Raw genomic sequence first — 25363 nt, forward strand, 5'->3', positions numbered from 1 at the left:
GTTTTCCTCGAAGCTGTAGGGTTTTGTTGTTATGCACTTTGATGGTGTCGGGTACGGTATTTGTCGATCAGCACCGCTATGATGATCACCGCCCCTTTGATCACCAGCTGCCAGAAGTAGGAGACGCCCATCAGCGTCATGCCGTTGTTGAGGGTGGCGATGATTAATGCGCCGACCAGCGTGCCGGTGATCGTGCCGATCCCGCCGACGAAGCTGGTGCCGCCGAGGATCACCGCCGCAATCGCATCCAGCTCGTAGCCCGTGCCGAGGTTGCCGTTGGCGCTGTAGAGGCGCGAGGCGCTCATCACGCCGCCGAGCCCGGAGAGCAGGCCGCTCATGCCGTAGACAAACAGCAGCACCAGCCAGACCTTAATGCCGGTCAGTCGCGCCGCCTGCATGTTGCCGCCCACCGCGTAGATGTGGACACCGAGCGTGGTGCGGCGCAGGATGAACCAGCAGATAGCAATCACCGCAAGGGCAATGACTACCAGCCACGGGATCGGGCCGAGGTAGTTATTGCCGATCCACTCGAAGCTGATGTTGGAGTTAATGACCGTCGTGCCGTCCGCCAGCAGATACGCCGCGCCGCGCAGCGCCGTATAGGTGCCGAGCGTCACAATGAAGGGCGGCAGCCCGGCAAAGGCCACCAGCGCGCCGTTGAACAGGCCCAGCACCATGCCTAGCATCAGCGCGGCCGGAATGGAGAGCATCGCAAATTCAGGGATAAGCGAGACCACCATCGCCGCTACCGCCGTGGTGCCCAGAATCGAGCCCACGGAGAGGTCAATCCCGCCGGTTAAAATGATGAAGGTCATTCCCGCCGCCAGCACGATGTTGATCGACGCCTGACGGGTAATGTTGAGCAGGTTGCTCTCGGTGAAGAAGTTCGGGGCGATAAAGCCAAATACCGCCACAATCAGGATAAGAATCGGCAGGATGCCGACCGTTTGCATCAGATCGCTCATCAGCATTTTTTTGGCGGAGGCGGATTTCGCCACCTGCTGCGGATGGGTTGGAGTTGTCATGATTGCACCGCCTGATGATGAGTGTCGTTCACGCCGGTTGCCAGCGTCATAATGTTTTCCTGAGAGATGTCGCGCCCGTGGAGTTCACCCGCAATGCTGCCTTCCCGCATCACGTACACCCGGTCGCTCATGCCCACCACTTCCGGCAGCTCGCTGGAGATCATTAAAATCGCCACCCCTTTGCGCGCCATCTGGTTCATGATGCGGTAGATCTCGCTTTTCGCGCCGACGTCCACGCCGCGCGTGGGTTCGTCCAGAATCAGAATGCGCGGACCTATGGCCACCCAGCGGGAGATCAGCAGCTTTTGCTGATTGCCGCCGGACAGCCCGCCCGCGCGCACCTGCGAATGGGGCACGCGGATGTTAAGCAGGGCAATGGCGTCATCGGAAATCGACTGGGCTTTTTTGCGGTTTAACATACCGAAGGTGGCGTCGCGCTCCAGCGTCGCCATGGTGATGTTCTCCTGCGCCGCCAGCTCCAGAAACAGCCCCTGCTCCTTGCGGTTTTCGGTGAGAAAACCGATGCCGTTCTCGATGGCCGCGCGCGGGGAGTGGATCACCACCGGCTCGCCGTCGACCTCAATCATGCCGCCGGTGGCTTTGCGCACCCCAAAGATCAGCTGCGCCAGCTCGGAGCGCCCGGCCCCAACCAGGCCCGCCAGCCCGACGATTTCGCCGGAACGGACCTGCAGGCTGCACGGCTGTACCTTTTTACCGTCGGTGAGGTGGTGGACGTTGAGGCGCGGGCTGCCGAGGGGAATATCACGCTCTTTGTTGAACAGATCGCTTAACGGGCGGCCCACCATCATGCGCACCAGCTCGGAGGCGTTTAGCTTGTCGCGCGTCAGGCTGCCGACGTACTGCCCGTCGCGCAGAACGCTGACGCGGTCAGAAAGTTCATACACTTCCGCCATGCGGTGGCTGATATAGATGATCGCCATCCCTTCATCGCGCAGGCGCAAAATCAGTTCAAACAGGCGATGCGTTTCCCGCGAGGAGAGGGCGGCGGTGGGCTCATCCATCACCAGAATGCGGCTGTTGCGGTGCAGCGCGCGGGCGATTTCCACCTGCTGCTGCTCGGCGATGGTCAGCTTCATCACCAGGTCGGTGGCATTGAACTGTGCGCCGAGGCGCTCAATCACCGCCTGCGCCTGGGCGGCCATCTCTTTGCGCTGCACCATCCCGCCGCGCGACAGCTCGCTGCCAAGAAAGATATTTTCGGCAACGGTCAGGTTGGGCGCGAGCTGCATCTCCTGATAAATCAGGGTAATGCCTGCGGCCAGCGCATCTTTCGGCCCTTTAATGTGAAACGGCTGACCGTCGATCAGGATCTCACCGCTGGTGGCGGTATAGGCTCCCGCGAGGATTTTCATCAGCGTGCTTTTTCCCGCGCCGTTTTCGCCCATCAGCGCGTGGATCTCTCCGGGAAAGACCGTCAAATCCACACCCTTGAGCGCGTGGAAACTGCCAAACGTTTTGGCAATGCTGCGCATCTCTAATACCGGGGTTCTGCTCATGGCGGATCTCCTGCGAATGCCGATATCTGCACTTCATCACAGGTGCGTAAATGCAAAATGTCAGAAGCTGTTCATATTTGTCATAGTTATGAATAGCTAATGTAGATCACAGTTATTGAACTACCCTCACCCCGGCCCTCTCCCTGAAAGGGAGAGGGAGCAAATCATTCCCTCGCCCCTTTGGGGAGAGGGTTAGGGTGAGGGGACACCAAACCGCACAGGAGCCTAAATCCATGCCATCACGCCGCCCGCCCTTTTTCGCCAGCGCCCGAGGCCGCCTGCTGATTTTTAATCTGCTGGTGGTCGCCGTGACGCTAATGGTGAGCGGCGTGGCGGTGCTCGGCTTTCGTCACGCCAGTCAAATCCAGGAGCAGGTTCAGCAGCAAACGCTGGACGATATGACCGGCAGCATGAACCTGGCTCGCGATACCGCCAACGTGGCGACGGCGGCGGTGCGGCTTTCGCAGGTCGTCGGGGCGCTGGAATATAAAGGCGAAGCCGAGCGCCTGAAGCAGACGCAAATGGCGCTGCGCCGCTCGCTGGAACAGCTTGCGGAAGCGCCGCTGGCGCAGCAGGAGCCGGCGCTGGTGGCGCGCATTATTCAACGAAGCAATGAGCTACAGCAGAGCGTGACGGAGATGCTTGAGCGCGGCCAGCGGCGCCATCTGGAGCGTAACGCGCTGCTCAGTTCGCTCTATCAAAGCCAGAGCTACCTGCGTCATCTGCAGGACATCAACCGCCGTTACGACAGCAACGTGCCGGATGCGCAGCAGCTGATGGAGATGGACCGGCTGATCGCTGCCGCCATCGACACCCCTTCGCCGCGCGCGACCGTTCAGCAGCTGGACGCCGTGGCCGCTGCGCTGCCCCGGAGTGCCGTACAGCCGGTCGTGAAGGGGGTTCTGCCTGATTTTAATGCCGAGTTAGGCAAGCTCGCCCCGCTGTCGAAGCAGCTGGAAGAGAGCGATCTGGCGATAAGCTGGTATATGTTCCACATCAAGGCGCTGGTGGCGATCCTCAACAGCGACATTAATCAGTACGTCGGGCAGGTGGCGCAGGCCTCCCGGCTTCGCACGGCCCAGAGCCATCACGAGCTGCAGTCCATCAGCGTGTTTATCAGCTTCTTCGCCGTGCTGGCGCTGATCATTACCGGGTGCGCCTGCTGGTATATCTATCGCAATCTGGCCTCTAACCTGACGGCGATTTCCCGGGCGATGTCGCGCCTTGCTCACGGCGAGCAGGATGTCTCCGTTCCCGCCCTCCAGCGGCGCGATGAGCTGGGCGAGCTGGCGCGCGCGTTTAACGTGTTTGCCCGCAATACCGCCTCGCTTGAGCACACCACGCGCCTGCTGAAAGAGAAAACCACGCAGATGGAGATCGACCGCGTTGAGCGTCAGGGGCTGGAAGAGGCGCTGCTGCACAGCCAGAAGATGAAGGCGGTCGGACAGCTGACCGGCGGGCTGGCGCATGATTTTAACAACCTGCTGGCGGTGATCATCGGCAGCCTTGAGCTCACCGACCCCGAATCGAAAGACGCGCCGCGCATTACCCGGGCGCTGAAGGCGGCCGAGCGGGGTGCCTTACTGACGCAGCGCCTGCTGGCATTTTCCCGCAAGCAGTCCCTGACGCCGCATGCGGTAGAGATGCTGCCGCTGCTGGAGAACCTCCGGGAACTGATGCGCCACTCCCTGCCTGCCACCCTGACCCTGGAGATTGAAGCGCAAACCCCGGCGTGGCCCGCGTGGATTGACGTTAGCCAGCTGGAAAACGCCATCATCAACCTGGTGATGAACGCGCGCGATGCGATGGAAGGGCAAAGCGGGGTGATTAAAATTCGGACCTGGAATCAGCGCGTCACCCGCAGCGACGGGCGCAGGCAGGATATGGTGGCGCTGGAGGTCATTGACCGCGGCAGCGGCATGTCGCAGGAGGTGAAATCCCGGGTCTTTGAACCGTTCTTCACCACCAAGCAGACCGGAAGCGGGAGCGGATTAGGCCTGTCGATGGTCTACGGCTTTGTGCGCCAGTCCGGCGGCCGCGTGGAAATTGAAAGCGCGCCGGGGCAGGGAACGACCGTTCGGCTTCACCTCCCGCGCTCGGTGCTGCCTGCTGCGGCAGACGATGAAGCGCTGTCAGCCACCGCCTCCGTCGATAGCGAGCGGCTGGTGCTGGTGCTGGAAGATGAAGCCGATGTTCGGCAAACCCTGTGCGAGCAGCTGCATCAGCTCGGCTACCTGACGCTGGAAGCGGGCAACGGCGAGCAGGCGCTGAACATGCTGGCGGCGTCGCCGGATATTGGCATGTTTATCAGCGACCTGATGCTGCCCGGCAGCCTCAGCGGCGCCGAGGTGATTAACCATGTGCGCAGCCATTATCCGCAGCTTCCTGTGCTGCTGATCAGCGGCCAGGATCTACGGCCCGCGCATAACCCTCAGCTGCCGGACGTCCCGCTACTGCGTAAGCCGTTTACGCGGGTGCAGCTGGCGCAGGCGCTGCGCAAGGTTATGGTAATTTGAGATTCCTCCGCTACCCCGGCTTCCCGCCGTTCATTATCGTAAGGCCAGTTCACCTGCGAGTCTGGCCTTATGAAACGTTACTCAACTGCTCTGTTATTCGGTCTGCTGTCACTCACCAGCCAACTGGCTCATGCCGATATTGTTGATGATGCTATTGGCAACATTCAGCAGGCGATCAACGATGCCTATAACCCCAGCAGCAGCCGCAGCAATGACGACGACGATCGTTATGACCGCAGCCGTCAAATCGACAGTCGACAATACGACGATCGTCGTCGGCAGCTTGAAGACAGACGCCGTCGTTTAGATGAACGTCAGCGTCAGCTGGATGACGACAGACGTCGTCTGGAAGAGGATGAGCGCAGGTTAGAAGACGATTACGATCGAGGCTAAGTGCGGCCTGTTGCCCTCTCCCACGGGAGAGGGAGAAAACCTAATCCAGCACCAGCACCATCCCGTCATAGCCCGCTTCTATGCCCTGCGGCAGCGGATTATCCATCATCCACACGTCAAACTGATGGCTGATGTGCGTCAGGATCACCTGCGGGCAGCCAATCGCTTCGTTTAACGCAATCACGGTATTTAAGTCGCAATGGTTTCGCGGCGTTTCCTCGCGCGGCTCATGGCTGCAGTCGATAATTATTGCCTGCGGCTGGTTGTTGAGCAGGAACTTCACCGTTTTTTCCGGCAGTCCGGCGGTGTCGGAGAGCCAGGCCACGCGGCTGTGGGCCGATTCCAGCAAATACCCGAAGGTCAGTTTCGAATGGTTGAGCGGCAGCGGCGTGACCCGCAAACCCTGAAGCTCAAACATCACAAACGGTTCGACCGTGTGGCTGAAATCCAGAATGCCGGGGTGCTTAAACAGGTCGTCGCATCCGGCGTCGTCCGGCGGACCGTAAACCGGGATCGTCGCCCCCACGCCCCAGCGCAGGGGGAACAGCCCCTGAACGTGATCCATATGGTAATGGGTGAGCAAGAACTGCTGGAAGCTGCCCGCCGGCCAATCGTCCATCAGGTGCGGAATACCGGCATCCAGCAGGGTGACGGCATCGTTGAATTTCACCACCGCGCTGCACGGGCGACGGCGATAGTTATCCTGCAGGCGCGCCCGGCGACACGCCGCGCAGTCGCAGCCAAAGACCGGCACCAGCTGGGCACCACCCGTTCCCGTCAACGTGATGGTCAGACTCATAGCGCACCTCTACAGCGGTTTGGTGAATCGGAAATGGCTCTGCGTGTATCCTTCACGAACGTAAAAACGGTGCGCGTCGGTGCGCTTCACGCTGGTGGAAAGTTCGGTCAGTTCAGCGCCAGCCTGTCGCGCTACCTCTTCCGCCCAGGCGAGCAGCTGACTTCCGACCTTTAACCCTCGCGCCTGCGGCATTACGACCAGCTCCTGGATCTCGCCGATCCAGCGCGCGTGGTGCAGGTGAAACTGCATGTGCAGACCGATCATGCCGATGACCTGTCCCTCTCTCTCCGCAAGCTGGTAGCGCATGTTGCGATCCTGCAGGTTGGCAAGAAACCCGGTGTGGAACGCCTGATGGTCGAACTCTGCCTGCTTGAGCTCGCAGATCAGGGCGTAAACACTCTGCGCATCGTCGGCTGTGGCGGGGCGAAGCTGGCAGTCAGGCATGCTGTTTCTCCTTCTGACGGATAAGCGATAAAAAGGTATCGACTGACTGTAGCAAACTTCCGTCGTTATTGAGGATGTGGCAGTCCGACGGGGCATAGCGGGCCGCGCGCTCAAGCCGCTGATCGATCTCACGGGCTGATTCACGCCCCCGGCTTTGCAACCGGCTGCGCAGAACGTCCGGCGAAACCTGCAGGCAGACCGGCAGCAGAGCCGCCTCATAGCGGGCGCGCGCTTGCGGCAGATGCGCACGCGAGCCGTTAACCAGCACGTCGAAGCCCGCATGCAGCCACAGATCGGTCTCGATGCCGATCCCATAGTAATAACCGTTGGCATGCCAGCTCAGCGCCAGCAGGTTTTGCCCGGCACGGATGAAAAACTCCTGCTCGCTCAGGGCGATATGGTTTTCACTCCCGGCATTGGCCGCGCGGGTAATATAGCGATGCGCGACCAGCAGTTGCGGATGTTCCCGCTGCCGTAAGGCGGACAGCAGGCTGTCCTTACCGGAGCCGGAGGGCCCCATTAACCAGATGAGCCTTCCCATCAGAACACCCTTTTTCCCTGACGCCAGACGTGGTCGATGTGAACGTGCTCGCCCTTGCGGTGGGCCAGCACCAGATCCGCGCGTTTACCCTCGGCGATTTCCCCGCGATCCTGAAGATTAAGCGCCGAGGCCGGGTTTTTCGTCACCAGGCGAATCGCCTGCGGCAGCGTAAAGCTGTTGCTCTCGTCGTCGGCCACCCGGAACGCCGCATCCAGCAGACTGGCGGGGTAGTAGTCGGACGAGAGAATATCCAGCAGGCCAAGGGAGGCTAGCCTGCTTGCCGCGACGTTGCCGGAGTGCGATCCGCCGCGCACGATGTTTGGCGCGCCCATCAGCACGTTCATGCCGTGCCTGCGGGAGGCTTCAGCCGCTTCAAACGTGGTGGGAAATTCGGCGATCACGCTGCCAAGCTGGTGGGATTCGCGCACGTGATCGTGCGTGGCGTCGTCATGGCTGGCCAGCGCGATATTGCGGTCACGACACATCGCGGCAATCCTGAGACGGTTTGGCTGCGACCACTGCGCGGCAAGCGCCAGCTGCTCTTCCTCGTAGCGCGCCATCTCCGCATCGCTGAGAGAATATTTGCCCTGATAGTATTCGCGATACTTTTCAATGTTGGCGAACTGGCGCTGCCCCGGCGAGTGGTCCATCAGGGAGACCAGCGAGACCGGCTCGCGCCCGACCAGTTTTTCAAACAGCGGCAGGGTGGTGTGGTGCGGCAGCTCGCAGCGCAGGTGGAGACGGTGCTCGGCGCGGTTGAGGCCGCGCTTTTGCGTCTCCTCCACGGCGTTGATCATCTTCTCCAGATTCTCCAGGCGATCGCCGCCGTCGCGCACGTCGCCAATCGCCACCGCGTCCAGCACGGTGGTGATGCCGCTGGCGACCATCAGCGCGTCATGGCTGCTCATCGCCGAATGGGCGGGCCAGTCGACTTTCGGGCGCGGGGTGAAAAATTTGTCCAGATTATCGGTATGCAGCTCAATCAGCCCCGGCAGCAGCCAGCCGCCTTCACCGTCCATCGCTTCAGGGGTACGGCTTTGGGTTTCGGCAAAGGCGCGAATAACGCCTTCATGGACTTCAACCGAGCCATTAACCACTTCATTTTCCAGCACCAGCCTGACGTTATTGATAATCATGCGTGGACCCCCATCGGGTGCAATCTGTCCGCCACGCGGCTGCGTACGGCGTCGTCGTGGAAGATCCCGACGATCGCCGCGCCGCGCGCTTTGGCCTGTTCGATCAGTTCCACCACGGCGGCGCTGTTTTTGCCGTCGAGCGAGGCGGTGGGTTCATCCAGAAGTAAAATCGGGTAGTCGACGATAAACCCGCGGGCGATATTGACGCGCTGCTGTTCACCGCCGGAAAAGGTCGACGGGGCGAGATGCCACAGGCGCTCCGGCACGTTGAGGCGCGTCAGCAGGCTGGCGGCTTTGGCGGCGCAGGCTTCGCGCGGCACGCCGAGATCCAGCAGCGGCTGCATCACCACGTCCAGAGCGGAGATCCGCGGGATCACCCGCAGAAACTGGCTGACCCAGCCGATCGTCGTGCGGCGCACTTCCAGCACTTTGCGCGCGGGGGCCTGCACCAGATCGACCCATTCATCGTTGTGGCGAATGTGAATGTGGCCTTCATCCGGCAGATAGTTGGCGTACAGGGAGCGTAGCAGGGTGGATTTTCCGCTGCCGGAATGGCCGTGCAGCACCACGCATTCGCCGCTGCTGACCTCTAACGAGGCATTTTGCAGCACCGGCAGGCGCACGCCGTTTTGCTGGTGGAGCACAAAGGTCTTACTTACGTTTTGTACGTGGATCATGTTGGCCTCTTAATTCTGCAATACGGACGACACCAGCAGCTGAGTGTACGGATGGTGTGGATCGTCGAGCACCCGGTCGGTTAACCCACTTTCCACCACCTGGCCCTGCTTCATCACCAGCAGACGGTCCGCAAGCAGGCGCGCAACGCCTAAATCGTGGGTGACAATCACCACCGCGAGGTTCAGCTCCACCACCAGACCGCGCAGCAGGTCGAGCAGGCGCGCCTGCACGGAGACGTCCAGCCCGCCGGTGGGTTCATCCATAAACACCAGCTTCGGATGGGTGACCAGGTTGCGGGCAATCTGCAGGCGCTGCTGCATCCCGCCGGAGAAGGTCGTCGGCAGGTCGTCGATGCGCGAGGCGGGGATTTCCACCTCTTCCAGCCAGTGCTGGGCGGTAGCGCGGATGTTGCCGTAGTGGCGCGCGCCGGTAGCCATCAGGCGTTCGCCGATGTTGCCCCCGGCAGAGACCTGACGGCGCAGGCCGTCCATCGGGTGCTGATGCACCACGCCCCACTCGGTGCGCAGCAGGCGACGGCGCCCGGCCTCGCTCATGCCGTACAGCGAGGCGCCCTCATACAAAATGTCGCCGTTCTGCGGCGTCAGGCGCGCGGAGATAGACTTCAGCAGGGTGGTTTTGCCGGAGCCGGACTCGCCGACGATCCCCAGCACTTCGCCCGGCCACAGCTCGAACGACACGTCGCTAAAGCCTTTGCCCGGCGCATACAGGTGAGTCAGGTTATTAACCGAAAGCAGCGGTTTCATTGGCTATTCGCCTCGCTCTGTTGGCGGCAGTAATCGGTGTCGGAGCAGACAAACATCCGTTTGCCCGTGTCGTCCAGCACCACCTCGTCCAGATAGCTGTGTTTGGATCCGCAGATGGCGCACGGCTCGTCCCACTCCTGCACCGTAAACGGGTGATCGTCGAAATCCAGGCTTTCCACGCGCGTGTAAGGCGGAACGGCGTAGATGCGTTTCTCGCGCCCGGCGCCGAAAAGCTGCAGGGCGGGCATCATGTCCATCTTCGGGTTATCGAATTTTGGGATTGGCGACGGGTCCATCACGTAGCGCCCGTTCACCTTCACCGGGTAGGCGTAGGTGGTGGCGATATGGCCGAAGCGGGCGATATCCTCATACAGCTTCACCTGCATGACGCCGTACTCTTCCAGCGCGTGCATGGTGCGGGTTTCCGTTTCGCGCGGCTCGATAAAGCGCAGCGGCTCCGGGATCGGCACCTGGAAAATTAAAATCTGATCTTCCGTCAGTGGGGTTTCGGGGATGCGGTGACGGGTCTGGATCAGCGTCGCGTCTTCGGTTTTTTCGGTGGTATTGACGCCGGTGACGCGCTGGAAGAAGCTGCGGATCGACACGGCGTTGGTGGTGTCGTCGGCGCCCTGATCGATGACCTTCAGCACGTCAGCCTCGCCGATCACGCTGGCGGTGATCTGAATACCGCCCGTGCCCCAGCCGTAGGGCATCGGCATTTCGCGGCCGCCGAACGGCACCTGATAGCCCGGAATGGCCACCGCTTTTAAGATGGCGCGGCGGATCATGCGTTTGGTTTGCTCATCCAGATAGGCAAAGTTGTAGCCGCTTAAGTTAGCCATTTTTGCGCTCCCGTTGCAGGCGTTTCAGCAGTTCCAGTTCGGCCTGGAAATCGACGTAGTGCGGCAGCTTGAGGTGCGAGACGAAGCCAGCGGCCTCAACGTTATCCGCGTGGGCCAGCACAAACTCTTCGTCCTGCGCCGGGCCTGCAACGTGCTCGCCGTAGTCCGGTGCCTGCAGGGCGCGGTCGACCAGCGCCATGGCCATGGCCTTGCGCTCGCCGAGGCCGAACACCAGCCCGTAGCCGCGGGTAAAGTGCGGGTCTTCGTCTTCCGGGGCGACGAAACCGTTCACCATTTCACACTCGGTCATTAGCAGTTCGCCGACGTTCACCGCAAAACCCAGCTCTTCCGGTACGATTTCAATGTCGATATAGCCACTGCGAATTTCGGCCGCAAACGGGTGGTTGCGCCCGTAGCCGCGCTGGGTGGAGTAGGCCAGCGCCAGCAGATAGCCTTCGTCGCCGCGCATCAGCTGCTGCAGGCGGGACGAGCGCGAGCACGGGTAAACCGGCGGCGTGCGGGTGATGTCATCCGGCTGCGCGCCTGAATCTTCTTCCGTCTTCGCCAGGCCCTGTTTTGCCAGCAGGCTGAAGACGTGCGGAGACGGTTCCTGTTCGGCGTCGGAGGTGCTGAGCTGCGGCGATTCGCCGTTCGCCAACAGGGTAAAATCCAGCAGGCGGTGGGTGTAGTCGTAGGTGGGGCCAAGCAGCTGGCCGCCGGGGATGTCTTTATAAACGGCAGAAATGCGGCGTTCCAGGCGCATCTCCGCCGTATTCACCGGCTCGCTGACTGCCAGTTTCGCGAGCGTGGTGCGGTAGGCGCGCAGCAGGAAGATGGCTTCCACGTTGTCGCCGCTGGCCTGCTTCAGGGCCAGCGCCGCCAGCTCGCGGTCGGCGATGCCGCCCTCGGTCATCACGCGGTCGACGGCGAGGTTTAGCTGCTGTTCAATCTGGGCGACGCTCAGCTCGGGAAGCCGTTCATCGCCCCGTCGTCTGTGCGCCTGTAGCGCATGGGCGGCGGCGATGGCCTTCTCGCCCCCTTTGACGGCAACGTACATCAGCACACCTCCACGTGGGTGGTCCGCGGGATTGCCAGCAGGCGCTCGCCGCAGGTCAGGATCAGGTCAATGCCCAGCGGGAACGGGTGCGGGCGCTCGGTCAGCTCGTGAATGATGCACTCCGGCAGCTGCGGCGCGACCATGCGCTCGTCGGCGATGCCTGCCCCCGTAAGGCGCAGCATGCGGCCGCCGCTCAGGCTGGAGACCTGCAGGATCAGCGTGGCGCTGGTCTCCGGGGCGACGGCGCTGCCTTCGCTCAGGGCGTTCAATTGCTCATGGCTGATTTGCTCGTCAGCCACGGCAAAAACCGCCTGCTGGGGCTGATCGACCAGCGGAGCGCTGGTGTGAAAACGCAGGTTCTGGCTGGCGATATCGTTCGACAGCGCGCCCGAAAGCCACACCGGTGTGTCGTTGTCGGCAAGCGTCAGCAGCACGCTGGTGGTCGCCAGGTTCAGCGGCAGCCAGCCCTGGGAGAGCTGGTGCAGCGAGACGATCACGCCCGGCTCGCTCATCGCTTTCAGCAGGCGACGAAAACTGTGTTGGGCATCCTGGACGGCCAGGGTAAAAGCAGGTTGAAGCGTCATGCGTTGTCTCCGCGAACGAGCGTAAAGAAGTCGACCCGGCTGGTGTTCACTTCGGCCTGACGTGCGGCAATGCGCGCGGCGCGGTCGGCTTCCAGCGGGGCAATAAGGGTTTCCATTAACGTCTGGAAATAGGGTTGTTCTTGTAAAAGCGCGTCGATCACCGCGCAGCGCTCGGCGTGCGCTTTGTCGCGCCCCAGCACGTAGCTGTAGCCCAGCGTGCCGCTGTTCAGGCGGATTGCCGCGCGGGTGAGGGTGGCGTCTCCGGCGAAAAAGCGTTCTCCGGTGCCGCCCATGCGCGCCTGGATCTGAACGAGGCCGATCTCCGGGGCGCGAAGGGTGTCGTAGTCTGGCGTCAGGCTGAGCGCGTTCATGCGGGCAGCCAGCGCAGCAGGCTGGCTATGGGCCAGCACGCGCATCCAGCGCTGTCGGGTGGCGGTGTCGAAGTGCATTCAGTGCTCCATGGTGAATTCGATCATGTCGGCGCGGGTCAGGCTGACGGAGTATTCCGTCGCGTTGATCTCGCCGTCACGGTGGTTGAGGGTGCGCACGCAGAGCAGCGGGGCCATATTGGGGATTTCGAGCACTTTGCTCTCTTTCGCCTGCGCGCGACGGGCGCTGATGCGCGTCTGGGTGCGCTTGAGCGCAATGCCGGTCGCATCCTTAAGAAAATCATGCAGCGAGCCGCTGGAGAAATGCTGGAGCACGTGCCAGAGGGCGAGGTCCGCAAAGTAATGGTCTATCTGGCATACCGCCACGCCGTTAACGCGACGCAGGGTACGCAGGTGAATGACATCGTCGCCCTCCTGAATGCCCAGCGCGTCCGCCACGTGGCTGGAGGCCGGACGCAGTACCGAGAGCAGCTTTTCGCTGGTCGGGTGGCTGCCCTGATCCAGCAGGTTCTGGCTAAAGCGCGCCTGGGCGTTTAGCGGGTAGTCGAACGGGCGCATCAGCACCAGCACGCCCACGCCCTGACGGCGCTGGACCCAGCCGCGCTCGACCAGCTGGTCAATGGCGCGACGCAGGGTGTGGCGGTTCACTTCATAGCGGTCGGCAAGCTGCTGCTCGGCGGGCAGGTAGTCCCCGCAGCGGTAGTGTGTGCGCAGCTCCACTTCGAGCTTTGCCGCAATCTCTTGCCAGCGGGTGGGATAACTGGTCGGATGTCTGGATAAGTGCATAGAAAACAAAGCCTCGCTTCTCAGATGAAGTGCTTACGCAAACGTTGAGAGAGGAAATCCAGCAGGCTGACGGTGACGATGATGAGCACCATCAGGGCGCAGGTTTGCTGGAACTGGAAACCGCGAATCGCTTCCCACAGGGTGACGCCAATCCCGCCTGCGCCCACCATGCCGACCACCGTCGCGGAGCGGACGTTGGACTCAAAGCGGTACAGGGAGTAGGAGATCAGGAGCGGCATAACCTGCGGCAGGACGCCGTACAGGATCTCTTCGATTTTGTTGGCGCCCGTTGCGCGGATGCCTTCCACCGGGCCGGGCTCGATGGCTTCGACCGCTTCGGAGAGCAGCTTGGAAAGCACGCCGGTGGTGTGGATGAACAGCGCCATCACGCCGGCGAACGGACCCAGGCCAACGGCGACCACGAACAGCATCGCAAAGACCATTTCATTGATGGCGCGACAGGCGTCCATCAGGCGACGCATCGGCTGGTATACCCACCACGGCACGATGTTTTCGGCGCTCATCAGGCCAAAGGGAATGGAGAGAACGACGGCAAGGGCGGTGCCCCAGACGGCGATTTGCAGGGTGACCGCCATTTCGCTGAGGTAATCCTGCCACTGGCTGAAGTCCGGCGGGAAGAAGTCGGCGGCGAAAGTCGCCATGTTGCCCGCGTCTTTGAAGAGCAGCAGCGGATCCATTTCCGCGCCCTTCCAGGAGATAACCAGCACCGCCAGCAGGATGGCCCAGCTTATGAGCGAGAACCAGCTGCGCTTCGGCGGCGGGAGGGTGATGGTTTGCATGTTGGCTCCTTTGGGTTTAGTCCCCTCTCCCTTGAGGGAGAGGGTTAGGGTGAGGGGGAAATGTGCGCGCTGATGCCCTCACCCCGGCCCTCTCCCACTGGGAGAGGGAGAAAGGCACTACTGCACCGCTTTATTCACGCTCGTCATCGCACCGAGCGCGGCGGTCAGGCGGTCGAGGTCTTCCAGCTGGGCTTCAATTGCGGCCACTTTGCTGGTCTTCTCCTCGTCCTTCAGCCCTTTGTTGTCCTTCACGCCCTGCATCTCTTTAAACAGCGCCAGCTGGCGAATCGGGACCAGCTGCAGGTCGCTTGACGGGCGGAACGGTGCCCAGCCCAGACGCGCCAGGACCGCTTTCTCTTCCGGCGTTTTGCCATAGGTCATGAAGAAGTCGTACACCTTGTCCTTGGTGCTCTCGGAGAGATTTTTACGCCAGACGATTGGGTCGCCCGGGATCAGCGGCGATTTCCAGATAACCTTGATCTCTTTCAGCTTGTCCGGCGCTGAGGTTTTCAGCTTGTCGAGGTTCTCGGTGTTGTTGGTAGCAACGTCCACCTGCTTGTTGGCCACGGCCAGGGCGTTGGTTTCGTGGCTGGCGTTCACCGTGCGTTTGAAGTCGCTGGCGGAGGCGTTGTTTTTGGCGAAGACGTAGTAGCCAGGGACAAGGTAGCCGGAGGTCGAGTTCGGGTCGCCGTTTCCGAAGGTCAGCTCTTTGCGTTTGGCGAGCATGTCGTTGAGGTTGTTGATCGGGCTGTCTTTGTTGACGATCAGCACGCTCCAGTAGCCCGGGGAGCCATCTGCCGCGACGGTCTGGGCAAAGACCTGGCCGTTCGCGCGGTCCACCGCTTCCATGGCGGAGAGGTTGCCGTACCAGGCGATGTCCACTTTATTAAAGCGCATCCCCTGGATGATGCCCGCGTAGTCCGGGGCGAAGAAGGCGTTCACTTTGATCCCCAGCTTATTTTCCATATCTTTCAGGAACGGTTCCCACTGAGGCTTCAGGTTCTGCTGTGATTCCGTCGAAATAATGCCGAAGTTCAGCGCTTTTTCCTGCTCTTGTGCATACGCCGGGCTTAACAGGGTGCTGAGGCTGAACATGCTGGTAAAGGCCAGCGCGGCAACGGCTTTGTAGCTCATGTACTTTCCTCGGATCGGGTTTAATTAAGCAGCCTGCGCGTTCTCTTCGACGCGGTTAATGCTGCGGTAGAGATGGTCAAAACGTTCGTTATCAAACTGATGGCTCGCGCCATCAAAGAACACATGTCCCTGACGCAGGGCGACAATGCGTTCGCAGTAGCGCAGGGCGTAATCCACCTGATGCAGCGTGACCACTACGGTGATGCCGTCGTTCTGGTTAATGTCGCGCAGGGTTTCCATCACGATGCGGGCGGACTCCGGGTCCAGCGAGGCAATGGGTTCGTCTGCAAGAATGATTTGCGCTTTCTGCATCAGCGCGCGCGCAATCGCCACGCGCTGCTGTTGCCCACCGGACAGGGTGGAGACGCGCTGGTGGGCAAAATGCGCCATGCCGACGCGGGTCAGAGCCTGCAAGGCTTCCTGCTTCTGCGAAGGGGAGAACCAGCGCAGACAGGTGCGCCAGAACGGGGTGCTGCCGAGCGCGCCAATCAGCACGTTCTCCAGCACCGTCAGGCGGTTCACCAGGTTGAACTGCTGGAAGATGTAGCCCGTCTGGGCGCGGCTCTTGCGGATATCACTGGCGAGACGCCCCGCGCGCTGCACGGTATTGCCCAGCAGCTCGACGTGGCTTTCCGGCGTTTTATCGCAGGTGATAAGACCGCTTAAATGACGCAGAAGGGTGGATTTACCGGAACCGGATGGCCCCAGCAGCGCCACCATTTCGCCCTGCTGGATGGTCAGATCAACGGCATGCAGAGCCTTATTGTGATGGAAGGTCTTGCTCAGTTTCTCGACGCGGATGACGGTTTGCATGTGCTGGGCCTCACGATAAATGTGGCCTCATGCTGGCGCATCAATGTGACATTTGGGTTAAGTCTGGGTTGCGGGAGTTTGAAGAGTTGAGCGGAGTTTGATGACAGGCGGAGGCAGAGCGCCCACCGCCCGAAAATTAGTGCTGCTGCTTAACGACGTTAATCATCCACGGCACGCCGTATTTATCGGTGACTTTACCGAAACCGTGTGCCCAGAAGGTTTCCTGCCAGGCCATGTCGATATTCCCGCCCGCGGCGAGGTTGTTGAACCAGCGTTTGCCTTCATTAACGTCCTGGGTGTCGAGAACCAGCGTGAAGCCCGCGTACTGCGCGTTGCTGCCCGGCGGCATCCCGTCGCTCATCATGATATCGCTGCCCGCAATGCGGACGTTGGAGTGAGCGATAGCCGAATCCGGAAATTGCATACCGGACGGACAGCCTTCTTCGCTGTTATCGCTTTTTGGCATTTCGCCGAAGGTGATTTTATAGAGAAGCTCTGCGCCGACGGCTTGCTGGTAGAAAGAAGTGGCTTCTGCACAGTTGCCGGCAAAAGAGATGTAGGGACTTAACGGCATAATCTTTACCTCACGTAAGAAAAGCCCGTTAAGTGTAGTTCCCGAAAACCCGGTAAGCGAAGTGCCACCGGGCGGGTAAATCAGTTCTTTTTCACGAACTCTGATTTCAGCTTCATCGGACCGAAGCCGTCAATTTTGCAGTCGATATTATGATCGCCTTCAACCAGACGGATATTCTTCACTTTGGTGCCGATCTTCAGCATGGAAGAACTGCCTTTCACTTTTAGATCTTTAATCACGGTTACGCTGTCGCCGTCCGCCAGCAAATTGCCGTTCGCATCTTTTACGACAAGTGCATCAGCATCGTGTGATGGTTCGGCATCGTTCCATTCGTGAGCGCATTCCGGGCAGATGAACATGCCATTATCTTCATAGGTGTATTCAGAATTGCATTTTGGGCAGTGTGGGAGTGACATATCGGTATCCTCAAAAAGTGTAAACGCGCTGGAAAGTGCCAGCTAAATGACGGCAGCGTGCCGAAAAAGGCGGCAAGTATAGCGCAAATCCACACGTTTGTCGGTGACATTATGAATTAAAAAAATGCAAAAAGCGTATCGGGAGTGACACTTCCTGTCAGTCAGTTAAGAGATGCTTACTTCATTAACACGTTGGGAAGAAATGACGCTAAATATATCGAATATTTTATTGCAGCAAATTGCTACGCTCCTTCATTTCGGATAAGGTGAAGCGACACATTGTTATTTATCTCCTGACTTCGCTGCCATCCATATCTTTTGGCAGGGGCGTATTACCTCTCTTTTTAGGTGGGTAAATAATGATGATATATCCTGAAGTTTCTTAAAATTGGGCTACGCTTTTTTCCTTTGGCCGTCAGGCCAGGAGGGGAGCTATACACGCCATGCAAGGATAGCGAATTATTTCTGATTATCATCAATCAGTTATATTTCGGCGGACATGTTTTCCACACGTGATCATATAAGCCTGAACAACATAATTAATACCAGTGGCTTAATAAAAGTAATAAATTTGCGTTAAGGAAAGGCTTTTATCATGCACACACAGACCATTTTTGAATTAAGCCAGGAAGCTGAGCGTTTGCTACAGCTCGCCCGGCAAAACCTTGATACGTTGAAATCAATGCCGACTGCTATGCTGGAGAGCACCGCGGCTGCTATTACGGGTGAAAAGAACAACGTTTTACCTTTGCATTTTAGCGCGCGCGGTGTCGAAGCGCAGCAGGCGATGCTGAATAATGAATTACGAAAAATAACCCGGCTGGAAATGGTCCTGGCTATTGTTGGCACTATGAAAGCGGGGAAATCGACCACCATTAATGCGATTGTGGGGACCGAAGTGTTGCCGAACCGCAATCGTCCGATGACGGCGCTTCCTACTCTGATTCGCCACACGCCGGGTCAGAAGGAGCCGGTGCTGCATTTCTCACATGCCTCGCCCATTGATGAATTGATTCAACTGCTTCAGAAAAAGCTATGCGATTACGATCGCGGAAAGCTGGCCCAGCATCTGGAAATTGATAAAGACATGAATACGCTGCTGGAGCGCATTGAAAAAGGAGAGGCTTTTGAGAAGCATCACCTGGGCGCGCAGCCGATATTTCATTGTCTGAAAAGCCTCAACGATCTGGTGAGGCTTTCCCAGGCGTTAGGGGTGGAGTTTCCGTTCTCTGAGTATGCGGCTATCGAACATATTCCGGTGATTGAAGTGGAGTTCGTGCATCTTGCGGGTCTTGATGCTCACCTCGGACAGCTGACGCTGCTCGATACGCCCGGACCGAATGAGGCCGGACAGCCGCACCTGCAAAAAATGCTCAGCGAGCAGTTGTCCCGCGCGTCGGCGGTGCTGGCCGTGATGGATTATACCCAGCTTAAATCCATCTCTGATGAAGAAGTCCGCCAGGCTATTTCCGCGGCGGGAAAATCCGTGCCGCTGTATGCGCTGGTCAATAAATTCGATCAGAAAGATCGCAATAGCGACGATGAAGAGCAGATCCGGGCGATGATCTCCGGCACCTTAATGAAAGGCAATATTTCGCCTGGCCAGATCTACCCCGTTTCGTCCATGTGGGCCTATCTGGCGAACCGCGCTCGCTACGAGATGAGTACCCACGGACAACTGCCGGATCATCAGGAGCAACCCTGGGTGCAGGACTTTGCCGAAGCGGCGCTTGGGCGACGCTGGCGTACGGCGGACCTGGACGATATAGACCATATTCGTCATGCTGCCGATTTGCTCTGGGAAGATTCGCTTTTCGAACAACCGATACGCAAACTGATTTACGCCGCCTATGCCAATGCCTCGCTTTACGCGCTGCGTTCGGCCTCGCATAAGCTGCTCAACTACGCACAAAATGCCCGGGAGTACCTCGACTTCCGCTATCAGGGGCTGACGGTTGCCTTTGAGGCTCTGGAACTGAATATCGCACGTCTGGAAGAGGACATGGCGCTTCTCCAGACGCGTCAGAGCGTGGTGAGCGATGAGGTGAAACATGAAGTTGAGGAGGCGCTGAACGCCACCGCGGACTTTATGGGAGCGCAAAAAACCGCGCTTAACCAGGCGATTGGCGAGGTGTTCAGCGCTCAGCATATTCTTGATTTAGCAGGCATCGATCGGCAGAACCCTCACGGTGACGAGCTGAAGCAGCTGGTTCTGGACGATGAAGGGCAGGCGCAGATCGCGCTGAGTAAAATTCGCTCCTCCTGCGAACTGGTGATGCTGGATGCACAGACGAAAATCTGCCGGGAGCTGGCGTTACGCTTCGACCAGCTTGAATCTACGCTGGCGCGTTCCCTGAACGAAGCCATGCGCCCCATCGAAACGCGTATTAAAGAGCATCTGAGCCATGCGGGTTTTCGGGCGCGAATCAGTTTCCCGGCGTTTCAGGCTCACCAGCTCAACTTCAATACGCGGACGCTGTTTAACGACGCGATAGCGCAGGATGACAGCCAGGCAGGCCCGTCATCAGGCGGGAGCAGCATGCGAGAAACGGTCTCTCGCTGGCTCAATAATCCGGGCTGGGGCTGGGATGAGTATGTGGAAACGCGCACGCGATATGTTATCGATATTGCGCAGCTACATGACAAATTTAAGCAACATATTGAGCTGTTTTGTGAACAAATACGTAAAGCTTTGTCCGCACAGGTCGATGTCTCTGTTACGGCAGGAATGGCGACGTTCTTTGCAGAATTCTCGCTGTGCCTGACCGGGTTACAGGAAAGCTTGCGTGATAGCCTCGCAGTGCGTCAACAGAATGAGCATTCAACCCGAGCGCTCTGCCAGCTGTTGAAGCAAAGTATTACGACTGCGGCGTGGATACAGGAAGATACCCGACTGTTACGCGATGATATTCAAACTCTATTCGCGGCAGAGCAACCATGACAACACCACTACTGGACGGCCCCGGGCGAACGCTGGAGTGTATTAATCCAAAATTTATGGTCGATCTGGTTCAGGGAGTGGACGCGGCGCGTCATCCTCACCTGGGACCACAACAGCTTCAGTTTCGTGAGCGTTTGACTCAGGAAATCATGACGCATACCCGGCTGCGCCCCTGGGCGATGGCGGGTATGCTCAATGAAAATGCGGCGCTGCGCCTGGGGCTGGCGGAAAAACTGGCCGGCATGCTTGACCCGGGTCATCTCGCGCTGACTCTGATGGCAGAGAAACTGATTGCTTTGCGCCAGCAGACGCACCCGCGCGCCCAGCAGTCCCCCGGTCTGATGCAGCAGTACGCTGAACTCGCTTCTCATTTTACCCAACGCGCCGCCTATAAAGAGAAGGCGCTAACCCAGCGCGGGCTGACGGTGCAGGCGGGTGAGCATAGCGAGCAGATTTTTACCCGCTGGCGGGCCGGGCATTATGATGGCTGGTCGCTGGCCGGGCGCTGTTTTATCGTCCTGGAAGAGCTGCGCTGGGGGGCATTTGGTGACGCATGCCGCCTCGCGAATGAAGATGTGGCGGCAATGCTTAAGGATAACCTGCGCAGCATGGCGTCTAACTATCTGGCACAGGGCATCAATGCGTCACCCACGACCCGCCATTTCTATCACCAGTGGCTGACAACGCCAGCCTCTCCGGGGTTAATCGATCATAAAGACATGCTGGGGTGGCTGGGGGACTGGTGTCAGGCGGATCAACATCCGGTGAGCTGGTCAGTGACGCAAAACTGGCAGACCGTCGCTCTGGGCATGCCGAGGCTCTGTTCGGCAAAACGGCTGGTGGACGGGATGGTGGAAGAGATTTTTGGCTAAATCTCTCCCCCTCTCCCCATTGGGAGAGGGAACGGTGCGGTGTGTTAATGATTCATTTCTATCGGCTTCGGTTCAGGCAGGGTCTCTTGCATATTCCCGTAGCGTTTCGCATACAGCGCCGTGATGATGGGGACCAGAATCGCGGTGACGATCACGCTCGCGGCAACCAGCGCCGTTGCTGAAGCGGCGACCGGTTCGAAGGCCGGGTTAATTTGGGCGATAATCACCGGGTTTGCGACTGCAGCACCGGCGGCTGAAGAGGCGGCGACGCCGGCCGTGCCGTTTCCTCCTCCGATGACGCGGTCAGCAATAATCAGCGGAATACCGGTGATGACGATCACGGCGACACCCAGCACAATGCCCAGCAGGCCGGTATCGAGAATGACCTTCAGGTTGATGGTGTTCCCCAGTGCGAAACCGAAGAACGGGATCAGCACCGGCGTGGCTTTGCTGAAGAAATCACGCAGATCGCGATCGAGATTGCCAAGGGCGAAACCGACCAGGAAGGGCAGGATCGCGCCGACAAAGTGGTGGGGTTCAAACGAGGCCAGGCCAGCAGACCCCAGGATCAGCATCGTCATCAATGGGCCGGACTCCAGAGACATCAACACAAATGCGCCGGACTCTTCTTTCGTCCCGTACTGATTCATCAGGCTGGCGTACAATCCGCCGTTGGTCATATCCATCGCCGAGACGATCGCCAGGACCGATAAACCCGCAAAGAACCCGGTCTGAATTCCATTCTCCGGAATGAACATCGCGCATATCATTGCCACCGCCCAGGCTACCGCTATTTTGGTGATCACCAGCGTGCCGGATTTCCGTAATACTGTCCCCGTTGCCCGTAAATTAATCGATGCGCCGATACAAAAAAACCAGACGGCAAGAATGGGAACCGTGCCTGTTATCATGCCTTTTGTGAAACCGCCAAAATAAGCTCCGGTATTGGGAGCAAGGGTATTCAGGATCGCGCCCAGTACCAGCGGAACCAGCATCATGCCGCCGGGTATACGTTCTATCGTGGCTTTAATCTTCATAGACAAACCTCACATCGGATCCCGCAGTCCGGGGGATAGGTGTTAAAAATTAGTCAATAAATTCAATTGATTGCTCGTATTGCTTGTGGTGTTTTTTCGAAAGCCCTGCAACAAAATTAAATGCGTGCTCTCAATTAACCTTTTCCTTAAACACGTAAAACGCTGAATTCGGATTTATGATGCGATCATTGGAATATTGATTCAATGAAAATAAAACATCGTTTTAGTTATCTTTATCACATATTCAATGTAAAACTTGAGGCCGGTTCCTGCTGATGAAAATTTATGTAAACCTGATGTGAATTAACGTGGTTTGTTTTTCTGTTACGAAAGAAATAATGACGTGCGGGAGGATGTTCTTTAGGTGGGGTAAGGATGTGCTTATTGGCACTCCTTGACAAAAATTGGACTGAGTTGACGAGACGCGAAAATATGTGTGAAGTTGATCACAAATATAAACGCTGGTAGGGTAAAAAGGTCATTAACTGCCCAGGCAGGCGTCAACAGGTTCGGTTGTATCGACGTAAAACGTCAATGTAAGTAAACCTGCTACGCTTGAATAAGGCGATTCGCATGGAGCGGATCCCATGGTTCACAGAACGCTAACTGAACTGTGAAACAGACAGGGCCGAGTCAACGAGGATAGCTATGCTAAGAAGGAAAAAGATTAAACCCATCACGCTTCGCGACGTCACCATTATTGATGACGCAAAGCTGCGTAAAGCCATTACCGCAGCCTCGCTCGGTAATGCGATGGAATGGTTCGATTTTGGTGTCTACGGCTTTGTGGCCTATGCGTTAGGTAAAGTGTTTTTCCCCGGGGCCGATCCCAGCCTGCAGATGATTGCCGCGCTGGGTACGTTCTCCGTTCCCTTCCTGATTCGCCCGCTGGGTGGTCTGTTCTTCGGTATGCTCGGCGATAAATATGGTCGTCAGAAGATCCTGGCCATCACCATCGTCATTATGTCGATCAGTACATTCTGTATCGGCCTTATACCGTCTTACGCCACCATCGGCATTTGGGCACCGATTCTCCTGCTGATTTGTAAGATGGCGCAGGGCTTCTCCGTCGGCGGTGAATATACCGGTGCCTCGATCTTCGTCGCCGAGTATTCCCCGGACCGTAAGCGCGGATTTATGGGGAGCTGGCTGGACTTCGGCTCGATTGCCGGGTTTGTCATGGGCGCGGGCGTAGTGGTACTGATTTCAACCGTGGTGGGCGAAGATAACTTCCTCGACTGGGGCTGGCGTATCCCGTTCTTCCTGGCATTGCCGCTGGGGATAATTGGTCTTTACCTGCGTCATGCGCTGGAAGAGACGCCTGCTTTCCAGCAGCACGTCGAAAAACTGGAACAGGGTGACCGCGAAGGGCTGCAGGATGGTCCGAAGGTGTCGTTCAAAGAGATTGCCACTAAGCACTGGCGCAGCCTGCTGACCTGTATTGGTCTGGTGATTTCGACCAACGTGACCTACTACATGCTGTTGACCTACATGCCGAGCTATCTGTCGCATAACCTGCACTACTCGGAAGATCACGGTGTGCTGATTATTATCGCCATCATGGTGGGTATGCTGTTTGTCCAGCCGATTATGGGCCTGTTGAGTGACCGTTTTGGTCGTCGACCGTTCATTATCCTGGGAAGCGTTGCGCTGTTTGCTCTGGCAATTCCGGCATTCATTCTGATTAACAGTGATGTGCTGGGGCTGATTTTTGCCGGTCTGCTGATGCTGGCGGTGATCCTTAACTGCTTTATCGGGGTGATGGCCTCCACGTTGCCCGCGATGTTCCCGACGCATATTCGTTACAGCGCGCTGGCCGCGGCCTTTAACATCTCGGTGCTGATTGCCGGTCTGACCCCGACGCTTGCCGCCTCGCTGGTCGAGAGCACGCAGAACCTGATGATGCCGGCTTATTACCTGATGGTGATTGCGGTGATTGGTTTGATTACAGGTCTTACCATGAAGGAGACGGCGAATCGCCCTCTGAAAGGCGCAACGCCTGCGGCGTCTGACATCCAGGAAGCGAAAGAGATCCTGCGCGAGCACTACGATAACGTAGAGCAGAAGATTGAGGATATTGACGCAGAGATTGAAGAGCTGCAGAAAAAACGCTCCCGACTGGTGGACCAGCATCCACGCATCAATGAGTAATAAAGAAACCCGCCAACGGCGGGTTTTCTTTTATTAGCATCCGGCAGCGATGTAGTCGCCATTGGCACTGACGGGGATCACCGTCAGGAACAGCACCGTCGCAAACAGGATCAGGACTATCCCTCCGGCTATTTTGACTGCTGGCACCAGCCATCTTAATGAGGCGCTTTCTCCGAACCAGGTCACCGTGCGCTCGCGGGCGTAACGTACAGCCAGGGAAAGCCCCACAATAGAAAGTGCGGTGCCCAAAGACATGGTCATGACCGCGGCCACCCCCCAGGTGATAATGCCCAGCGCGTTCGAAAACATCAGAATCATGATCGCCCCGCTGCACGGACGTGCGCCAATCGCCAGAATCACGCCCAGACGGGTTTTCCAGTCGCCCTGCGTCAGGTCTGTACCTACGCCGTGATGTCCGCAGCCACAGTGTTCATCATGCTGATGAAGCGGCTTGATGGCGGAGATAGTCATCCTGTGCGGGCGCAGGCTCTTCAGCGCCTGATAAATGACAAAAGCACCGAATGCGCCAATAAGCACTGCGCTTATCTTCTCCACGTACCAGCGGCTGGCGCTGATATCCCCTGAGGCGAGGTTAAACCCCACCGCCAGAATAAAGACAAACAGAATGGCGCTGACGCCCTGCATCAGGCTACCCAGGAAGGGGACAACCCGGGCGGCCAGTTCGGTTTCCTTATTGGTGGTCAGATAGGTCGTCACGATGAACTTTCCGTGTCCGGGTCCGATGGCGTGAAGGACACCATAAAGGAAAGCCCCCGTTAACAGCCATAATCCGCCGCTGTACTGGTGGTTATTAAGCTGCAGCAGATACATCACCAGATAGCGGTGCAGCGTAATTTGCGTGGCGAGACACCACTGGATAAAAGCGTTCCAGTGCGCATGCAGGGTAAAACCCGCAAAGAGGAGTGCCAGCAGCATCAAACCTGCGGTAGGGAGACGCCAGTCGCGGGCGAGGCGTTGTGTGGTCATGAGGGGGGGCCTGCACAGAGGAGATTATTTGCCGCTAGTATAGTTGATCTTCCCGCTCAATTCGTAGGATCGCATCGCGAACCGCTCATGATTGTGGATAAGTCTGTGTGTAAAAAGGTATAAGGCGGGGTTTTGCTGTGGAATGCAGCAGTCAGTCATTTTTCTGA

The 25363-nt window shown here is 58.4% G+C and carries 25 protein-coding genes; 5 read left to right on the plus strand and 20 right to left on the minus strand.

Annotated elements, in window-relative coordinates:
* Positions 1 to 29: 29 nt before the first annotated feature.
* Positions 30 to 1025, minus strand: a complete 996-nt coding sequence (locus HCH49_RS19920) for an ABC transporter permease subunit (protein ID WP_032662554.1) — start codon at positions 1023 to 1025, stop codon at positions 30 to 32.
* Positions 1022 to 2542 (minus strand): sugar ABC transporter ATP-binding protein, encoded by a 1521-nt coding sequence (locus tag HCH49_RS19925; RefSeq protein ID WP_023310078.1) that lies wholly within the window; start codon positions 2540 to 2542, stop codon positions 1022 to 1024. The genes HCH49_RS19920 and HCH49_RS19925 overlap by 4 nt, the downstream gene beginning before the upstream one ends.
* Before the next feature lie 233 nt (positions 2543 to 2775).
* Here HCH49_RS19925 and HCH49_RS19930 point away from each other — a divergent pair, with 233 nt between their 5' ends.
* Both HCH49_RS19930 and yjdP read left to right on the plus strand, forming a co-directional pair.
* Positions 2776 to 5058: an ATP-binding protein gene (locus HCH49_RS19930; RefSeq protein WP_221703281.1), complete on the plus strand. Its 2283-nt coding sequence runs from the start codon at positions 2776 to 2778 to the stop codon at positions 5056 to 5058.
* A 69-nt stretch (positions 5059 to 5127) separates the two neighbouring features.
* A complete protein-coding gene (yjdP, locus tag HCH49_RS19935; protein WP_033144428.1) occupies positions 5128 to 5451 on the plus strand; it encodes a DDRRRQL repeat protein YjdP in 324 nt (107 codons plus the stop codon).
* Between the two features lie 40 nt (positions 5452 to 5491).
* Here yjdP and phnP read toward each other — a convergent pair whose 3' ends face one another.
* From phnP to HCH49_RS20015, 16 genes are all read right to left on the minus strand, one after another.
* On the minus strand, positions 5492 to 6250 hold the full coding sequence (phnP, locus tag HCH49_RS19940; RefSeq protein ID WP_048979060.1) for a phosphonate metabolism protein PhnP: 759 nt from the start codon (positions 6248 to 6250) through the stop codon (positions 5492 to 5494).
* A 9-nt stretch (positions 6251 to 6259) separates the two neighbouring features.
* Positions 6260 to 6694 carry an aminoalkylphosphonate N-acetyltransferase gene (phnO, locus tag HCH49_RS19945; RefSeq protein WP_210867582.1) on the minus strand — a complete coding sequence of 145 codons (435 nt, stop codon included), beginning with the start codon at positions 6692 to 6694 and terminating at the stop codon, positions 6260 to 6262.
* A complete protein-coding gene (gene phnN / locus HCH49_RS19950) occupies positions 6687 to 7238 on the minus strand; it encodes a ribose 1,5-bisphosphokinase (RefSeq protein ID WP_152594386.1) in 552 nt (183 codons plus the stop codon). Before phnN ends, phnO begins: the two co-directional genes overlap by 8 nt.
* On the minus strand, positions 7235 to 8371 hold the full coding sequence (phnM, locus tag HCH49_RS19955; RefSeq protein ID WP_069303539.1) for an alpha-D-ribose 1-methylphosphonate 5-triphosphate diphosphatase: 1137 nt from the start codon (positions 8369 to 8371) through the stop codon (positions 7235 to 7237). The genes phnN and phnM overlap by 4 nt, the downstream gene beginning before the upstream one ends.
* Positions 8368 to 9048, minus strand: coding sequence for a phosphonate C-P lyase system protein PhnL (phnL, locus tag HCH49_RS19960; protein WP_064672971.1), 681 nt, complete (start codon positions 9046 to 9048; stop codon positions 8368 to 8370). Before phnL ends, phnM begins: the two co-directional genes overlap by 4 nt.
* 9 nt (positions 9049 to 9057) lie before the next feature.
* Positions 9058 to 9813: a phosphonate C-P lyase system protein PhnK gene (phnK, locus tag HCH49_RS19965; RefSeq protein ID WP_033144434.1), complete on the minus strand. Its 756-nt coding sequence runs from the start codon at positions 9811 to 9813 to the stop codon at positions 9058 to 9060.
* The gene (gene phnJ, locus HCH49_RS19970) at positions 9810 to 10655 is read right to left on the minus strand and encodes an alpha-D-ribose 1-methylphosphonate 5-phosphate C-P-lyase PhnJ (RefSeq protein WP_033144435.1); all 846 of its coding nucleotides are present in this window, start codon (positions 10653 to 10655) and stop codon (positions 9810 to 9812) included. The genes phnK and phnJ overlap by 4 nt, the downstream gene beginning before the upstream one ends.
* Positions 10648 to 11712: a carbon-phosphorus lyase complex subunit PhnI gene (locus tag HCH49_RS19975; RefSeq protein WP_221703282.1), complete on the minus strand. Its 1065-nt coding sequence runs from the start codon at positions 11710 to 11712 to the stop codon at positions 10648 to 10650. Before HCH49_RS19975 ends, phnJ begins: the two co-directional genes overlap by 8 nt.
* Positions 11712 to 12296 carry a phosphonate C-P lyase system protein PhnH gene (phnH, locus tag HCH49_RS19980; RefSeq protein ID WP_032662532.1) on the minus strand — a complete coding sequence of 195 codons (585 nt, stop codon included), beginning with the start codon at positions 12294 to 12296 and terminating at the stop codon, positions 11712 to 11714. Before phnH ends, HCH49_RS19975 begins: the two co-directional genes overlap by 1 nt.
* On the minus strand, positions 12293 to 12745 hold the full coding sequence (gene phnG, locus HCH49_RS19985; RefSeq protein WP_033144437.1) for a phosphonate C-P lyase system protein PhnG: 453 nt from the start codon (positions 12743 to 12745) through the stop codon (positions 12293 to 12295). The genes phnH and phnG overlap by 4 nt, the downstream gene beginning before the upstream one ends.
* Complete coding sequence (gene phnF, locus HCH49_RS19990) at positions 12746 to 13471, minus strand: phosphonate metabolism transcriptional regulator PhnF (protein ID WP_033144438.1); 726 nt, start codon at positions 13469 to 13471, stop codon at positions 12746 to 12748.
* A gap of 20 nt (positions 13472 to 13491) precedes the next feature.
* A complete protein-coding gene (phnE, locus tag HCH49_RS19995) occupies positions 13492 to 14271 on the minus strand; it encodes a phosphonate ABC transporter, permease protein PhnE (protein ID WP_023334213.1) in 780 nt (259 codons plus the stop codon).
* A gap of 117 nt (positions 14272 to 14388) precedes the next feature.
* Entirely contained in the window at positions 14389 to 15405 is a 1017-nt protein-coding gene (phnD, locus tag HCH49_RS20000) for a phosphonate ABC transporter substrate-binding protein (RefSeq protein ID WP_039262375.1), read from the minus strand.
* A 24-nt stretch (positions 15406 to 15429) separates the two neighbouring features.
* The gene (gene phnC / locus HCH49_RS20005; protein WP_221703283.1) at positions 15430 to 16218 is read right to left on the minus strand and encodes a phosphonate ABC transporter ATP-binding protein; all 789 of its coding nucleotides are present in this window, start codon (positions 16216 to 16218) and stop codon (positions 15430 to 15432) included.
* A 136-nt stretch (positions 16219 to 16354) separates the two neighbouring features.
* The gene (gene yjdN / locus HCH49_RS20010) at positions 16355 to 16792 is read right to left on the minus strand and encodes a VOC family metalloprotein YjdN (RefSeq protein ID WP_167818950.1); all 438 of its coding nucleotides are present in this window, start codon (positions 16790 to 16792) and stop codon (positions 16355 to 16357) included.
* An 80-nt stretch (positions 16793 to 16872) separates the two neighbouring features.
* On the minus strand, positions 16873 to 17208 hold the full coding sequence (locus HCH49_RS20015) for a zinc ribbon domain-containing protein YjdM (RefSeq protein ID WP_023310096.1): 336 nt from the start codon (positions 17206 to 17208) through the stop codon (positions 16873 to 16875).
* Between the two features lie 595 nt (positions 17209 to 17803).
* Here HCH49_RS20015 and crfC point away from each other — a divergent pair.
* Both crfC and HCH49_RS20025 read left to right on the plus strand, forming a co-directional pair.
* Positions 17804 to 20149: a clamp-binding protein CrfC gene (gene crfC, locus HCH49_RS20020; protein WP_221703284.1), complete on the plus strand. Its 2346-nt coding sequence runs from the start codon at positions 17804 to 17806 to the stop codon at positions 20147 to 20149.
* Positions 20146 to 21021, plus strand: a complete 876-nt coding sequence (locus HCH49_RS20025; RefSeq protein ID WP_069303543.1) for a diguanylate cyclase regulator RdcB family protein — start codon at positions 20146 to 20148, stop codon at positions 21019 to 21021. The genes crfC and HCH49_RS20025 overlap by 4 nt, the downstream gene beginning before the upstream one ends.
* A gap of 44 nt (positions 21022 to 21065) precedes the next feature.
* Here HCH49_RS20025 and kdgT read toward each other — a convergent pair whose 3' ends face one another.
* On the minus strand, positions 21066 to 22058 hold the full coding sequence (gene kdgT, locus HCH49_RS20030) for a 2-keto-3-deoxygluconate transporter (RefSeq protein WP_033144443.1): 993 nt from the start codon (positions 22056 to 22058) through the stop codon (positions 21066 to 21068).
* A 648-nt stretch (positions 22059 to 22706) separates the two neighbouring features.
* On the opposite strand from kdgT, the gene proP reads away from it, so the two are divergent.
* Positions 22707 to 24209 carry a glycine betaine/L-proline transporter ProP gene (proP, locus tag HCH49_RS20035; protein ID WP_029740241.1) on the plus strand — a complete coding sequence of 501 codons (1503 nt, stop codon included), beginning with the start codon at positions 22707 to 22709 and terminating at the stop codon, positions 24207 to 24209.
* A 33-nt stretch (positions 24210 to 24242) separates the two neighbouring features.
* Here the strand turns inward: proP and HCH49_RS20040 are convergent, their stop codons facing one another.
* Entirely contained in the window at positions 24243 to 25196 is a 954-nt protein-coding gene (locus HCH49_RS20040) for a nickel/cobalt transporter (protein ID WP_221703285.1), read from the minus strand.
* Between the last annotated feature and the right edge of the window lie 167 nt (positions 25197 to 25363).

It is taken from the genome of Enterobacter sp. Y17, from assembly GCF_019730495.1.
Taxonomy (GTDB): Bacteria; Pseudomonadota; Gammaproteobacteria; order Enterobacterales; family Enterobacteriaceae; genus Enterobacter; species Enterobacter asburiae_B.

Bases quoted from the DNA above. Each gene is read 5' to 3' on its own strand.
- HCH49_RS19920 (WP_032662554.1), bottom strand. From the start codon at position 1,025: ATGACAACTCCAACCCATCCGCAGCAGGTGGCGAAATCCGCCTCCGCC.
- HCH49_RS19925 (WP_023310078.1), bottom strand. From the start codon at position 2,542: ATGAGCAGAACCCCGGTATTAGAGATGCGCAGCATTGCCAAAACGTTT.
- HCH49_RS19930 (WP_221703281.1), top strand. From the start codon at position 2,776: ATGCCATCACGCCGCCCGCCCTTTTTCGCCAGCGCCCGAGGCCGCCTG.
- yjdP (WP_033144428.1), top strand. From the start codon at position 5,128: ATGAAACGTTACTCAACTGCTCTGTTATTCGGTCTGCTGTCACTCACC.
- phnP (WP_048979060.1), bottom strand. From the start codon at position 6,250: ATGAGTCTGACCATCACGTTGACGGGAACGGGTGGTGCCCAGCTGGTG.
- phnO (WP_210867582.1), bottom strand. From the start codon at position 6,694: ATGCCTGACTGCCAGCTTCGCCCCGCCACAGCCGACGATGCGCAGAGT.
- phnM (WP_069303539.1), bottom strand. From the start codon at position 8,371: ATGATTATCAATAACGTCAGGCTGGTGCTGGAAAATGAAGTGGTTAAT.
- phnL (WP_064672971.1), bottom strand. From the start codon at position 9,048: ATGATCCACGTACAAAACGTAAGTAAGACCTTTGTGCTCCACCAGCAA.
- phnK (WP_033144434.1), bottom strand. From the start codon at position 9,813: ATGAAACCGCTGCTTTCGGTTAATAACCTGACTCACCTGTATGCGCCG.
- phnJ (WP_033144435.1), bottom strand. From the start codon at position 10,655: ATGGCTAACTTAAGCGGCTACAACTTTGCCTATCTGGATGAGCAAACC.
- HCH49_RS19975 (WP_221703282.1), bottom strand. From the start codon at position 11,712: ATGTACGTTGCCGTCAAAGGGGGCGAGAAGGCCATCGCCGCCGCCCAT.
- phnH (WP_032662532.1), bottom strand. From the start codon at position 12,296: ATGACGCTTCAACCTGCTTTTACCCTGGCCGTCCAGGATGCCCAACAC.
- phnG (WP_033144437.1), bottom strand. From the start codon at position 12,745: ATGCACTTCGACACCGCCACCCGACAGCGCTGGATGCGCGTGCTGGCC.
- phnF (WP_033144438.1), bottom strand. From the start codon at position 13,471: ATGCACTTATCCAGACATCCGACCAGTTATCCCACCCGCTGGCAAGAG.
- phnE (WP_023334213.1), bottom strand. From the start codon at position 14,271: ATGCAAACCATCACCCTCCCGCCGCCGAAGCGCAGCTGGTTCTCGCTC.
- phnD (WP_039262375.1), bottom strand. From the start codon at position 15,405: ATGAGCTACAAAGCCGTTGCCGCGCTGGCCTTTACCAGCATGTTCAGC.
- phnC (WP_221703283.1), bottom strand. From the start codon at position 16,218: ATGCAAACCGTCATCCGCGTCGAGAAACTGAGCAAGACCTTCCATCAC.
- yjdN (WP_167818950.1), bottom strand. From the start codon at position 16,792: ATGCCGTTAAGTCCCTACATCTCTTTTGCCGGCAACTGTGCAGAAGCC.
- HCH49_RS20015 (WP_023310096.1), bottom strand. From the start codon at position 17,208: ATGTCACTCCCACACTGCCCAAAATGCAATTCTGAATACACCTATGAA.
- crfC (WP_221703284.1), top strand. From the start codon at position 17,804: ATGCACACACAGACCATTTTTGAATTAAGCCAGGAAGCTGAGCGTTTG.
- HCH49_RS20025 (WP_069303543.1), top strand. From the start codon at position 20,146: ATGACAACACCACTACTGGACGGCCCCGGGCGAACGCTGGAGTGTATT.
- kdgT (WP_033144443.1), bottom strand. From the start codon at position 22,058: ATGAAGATTAAAGCCACGATAGAACGTATACCCGGCGGCATGATGCTG.
- proP (WP_029740241.1), top strand. From the start codon at position 22,707: ATGCTAAGAAGGAAAAAGATTAAACCCATCACGCTTCGCGACGTCACC.
- HCH49_RS20040 (WP_221703285.1), bottom strand. From the start codon at position 25,196: ATGACCACACAACGCCTCGCCCGCGACTGGCGTCTCCCTACCGCAGGT.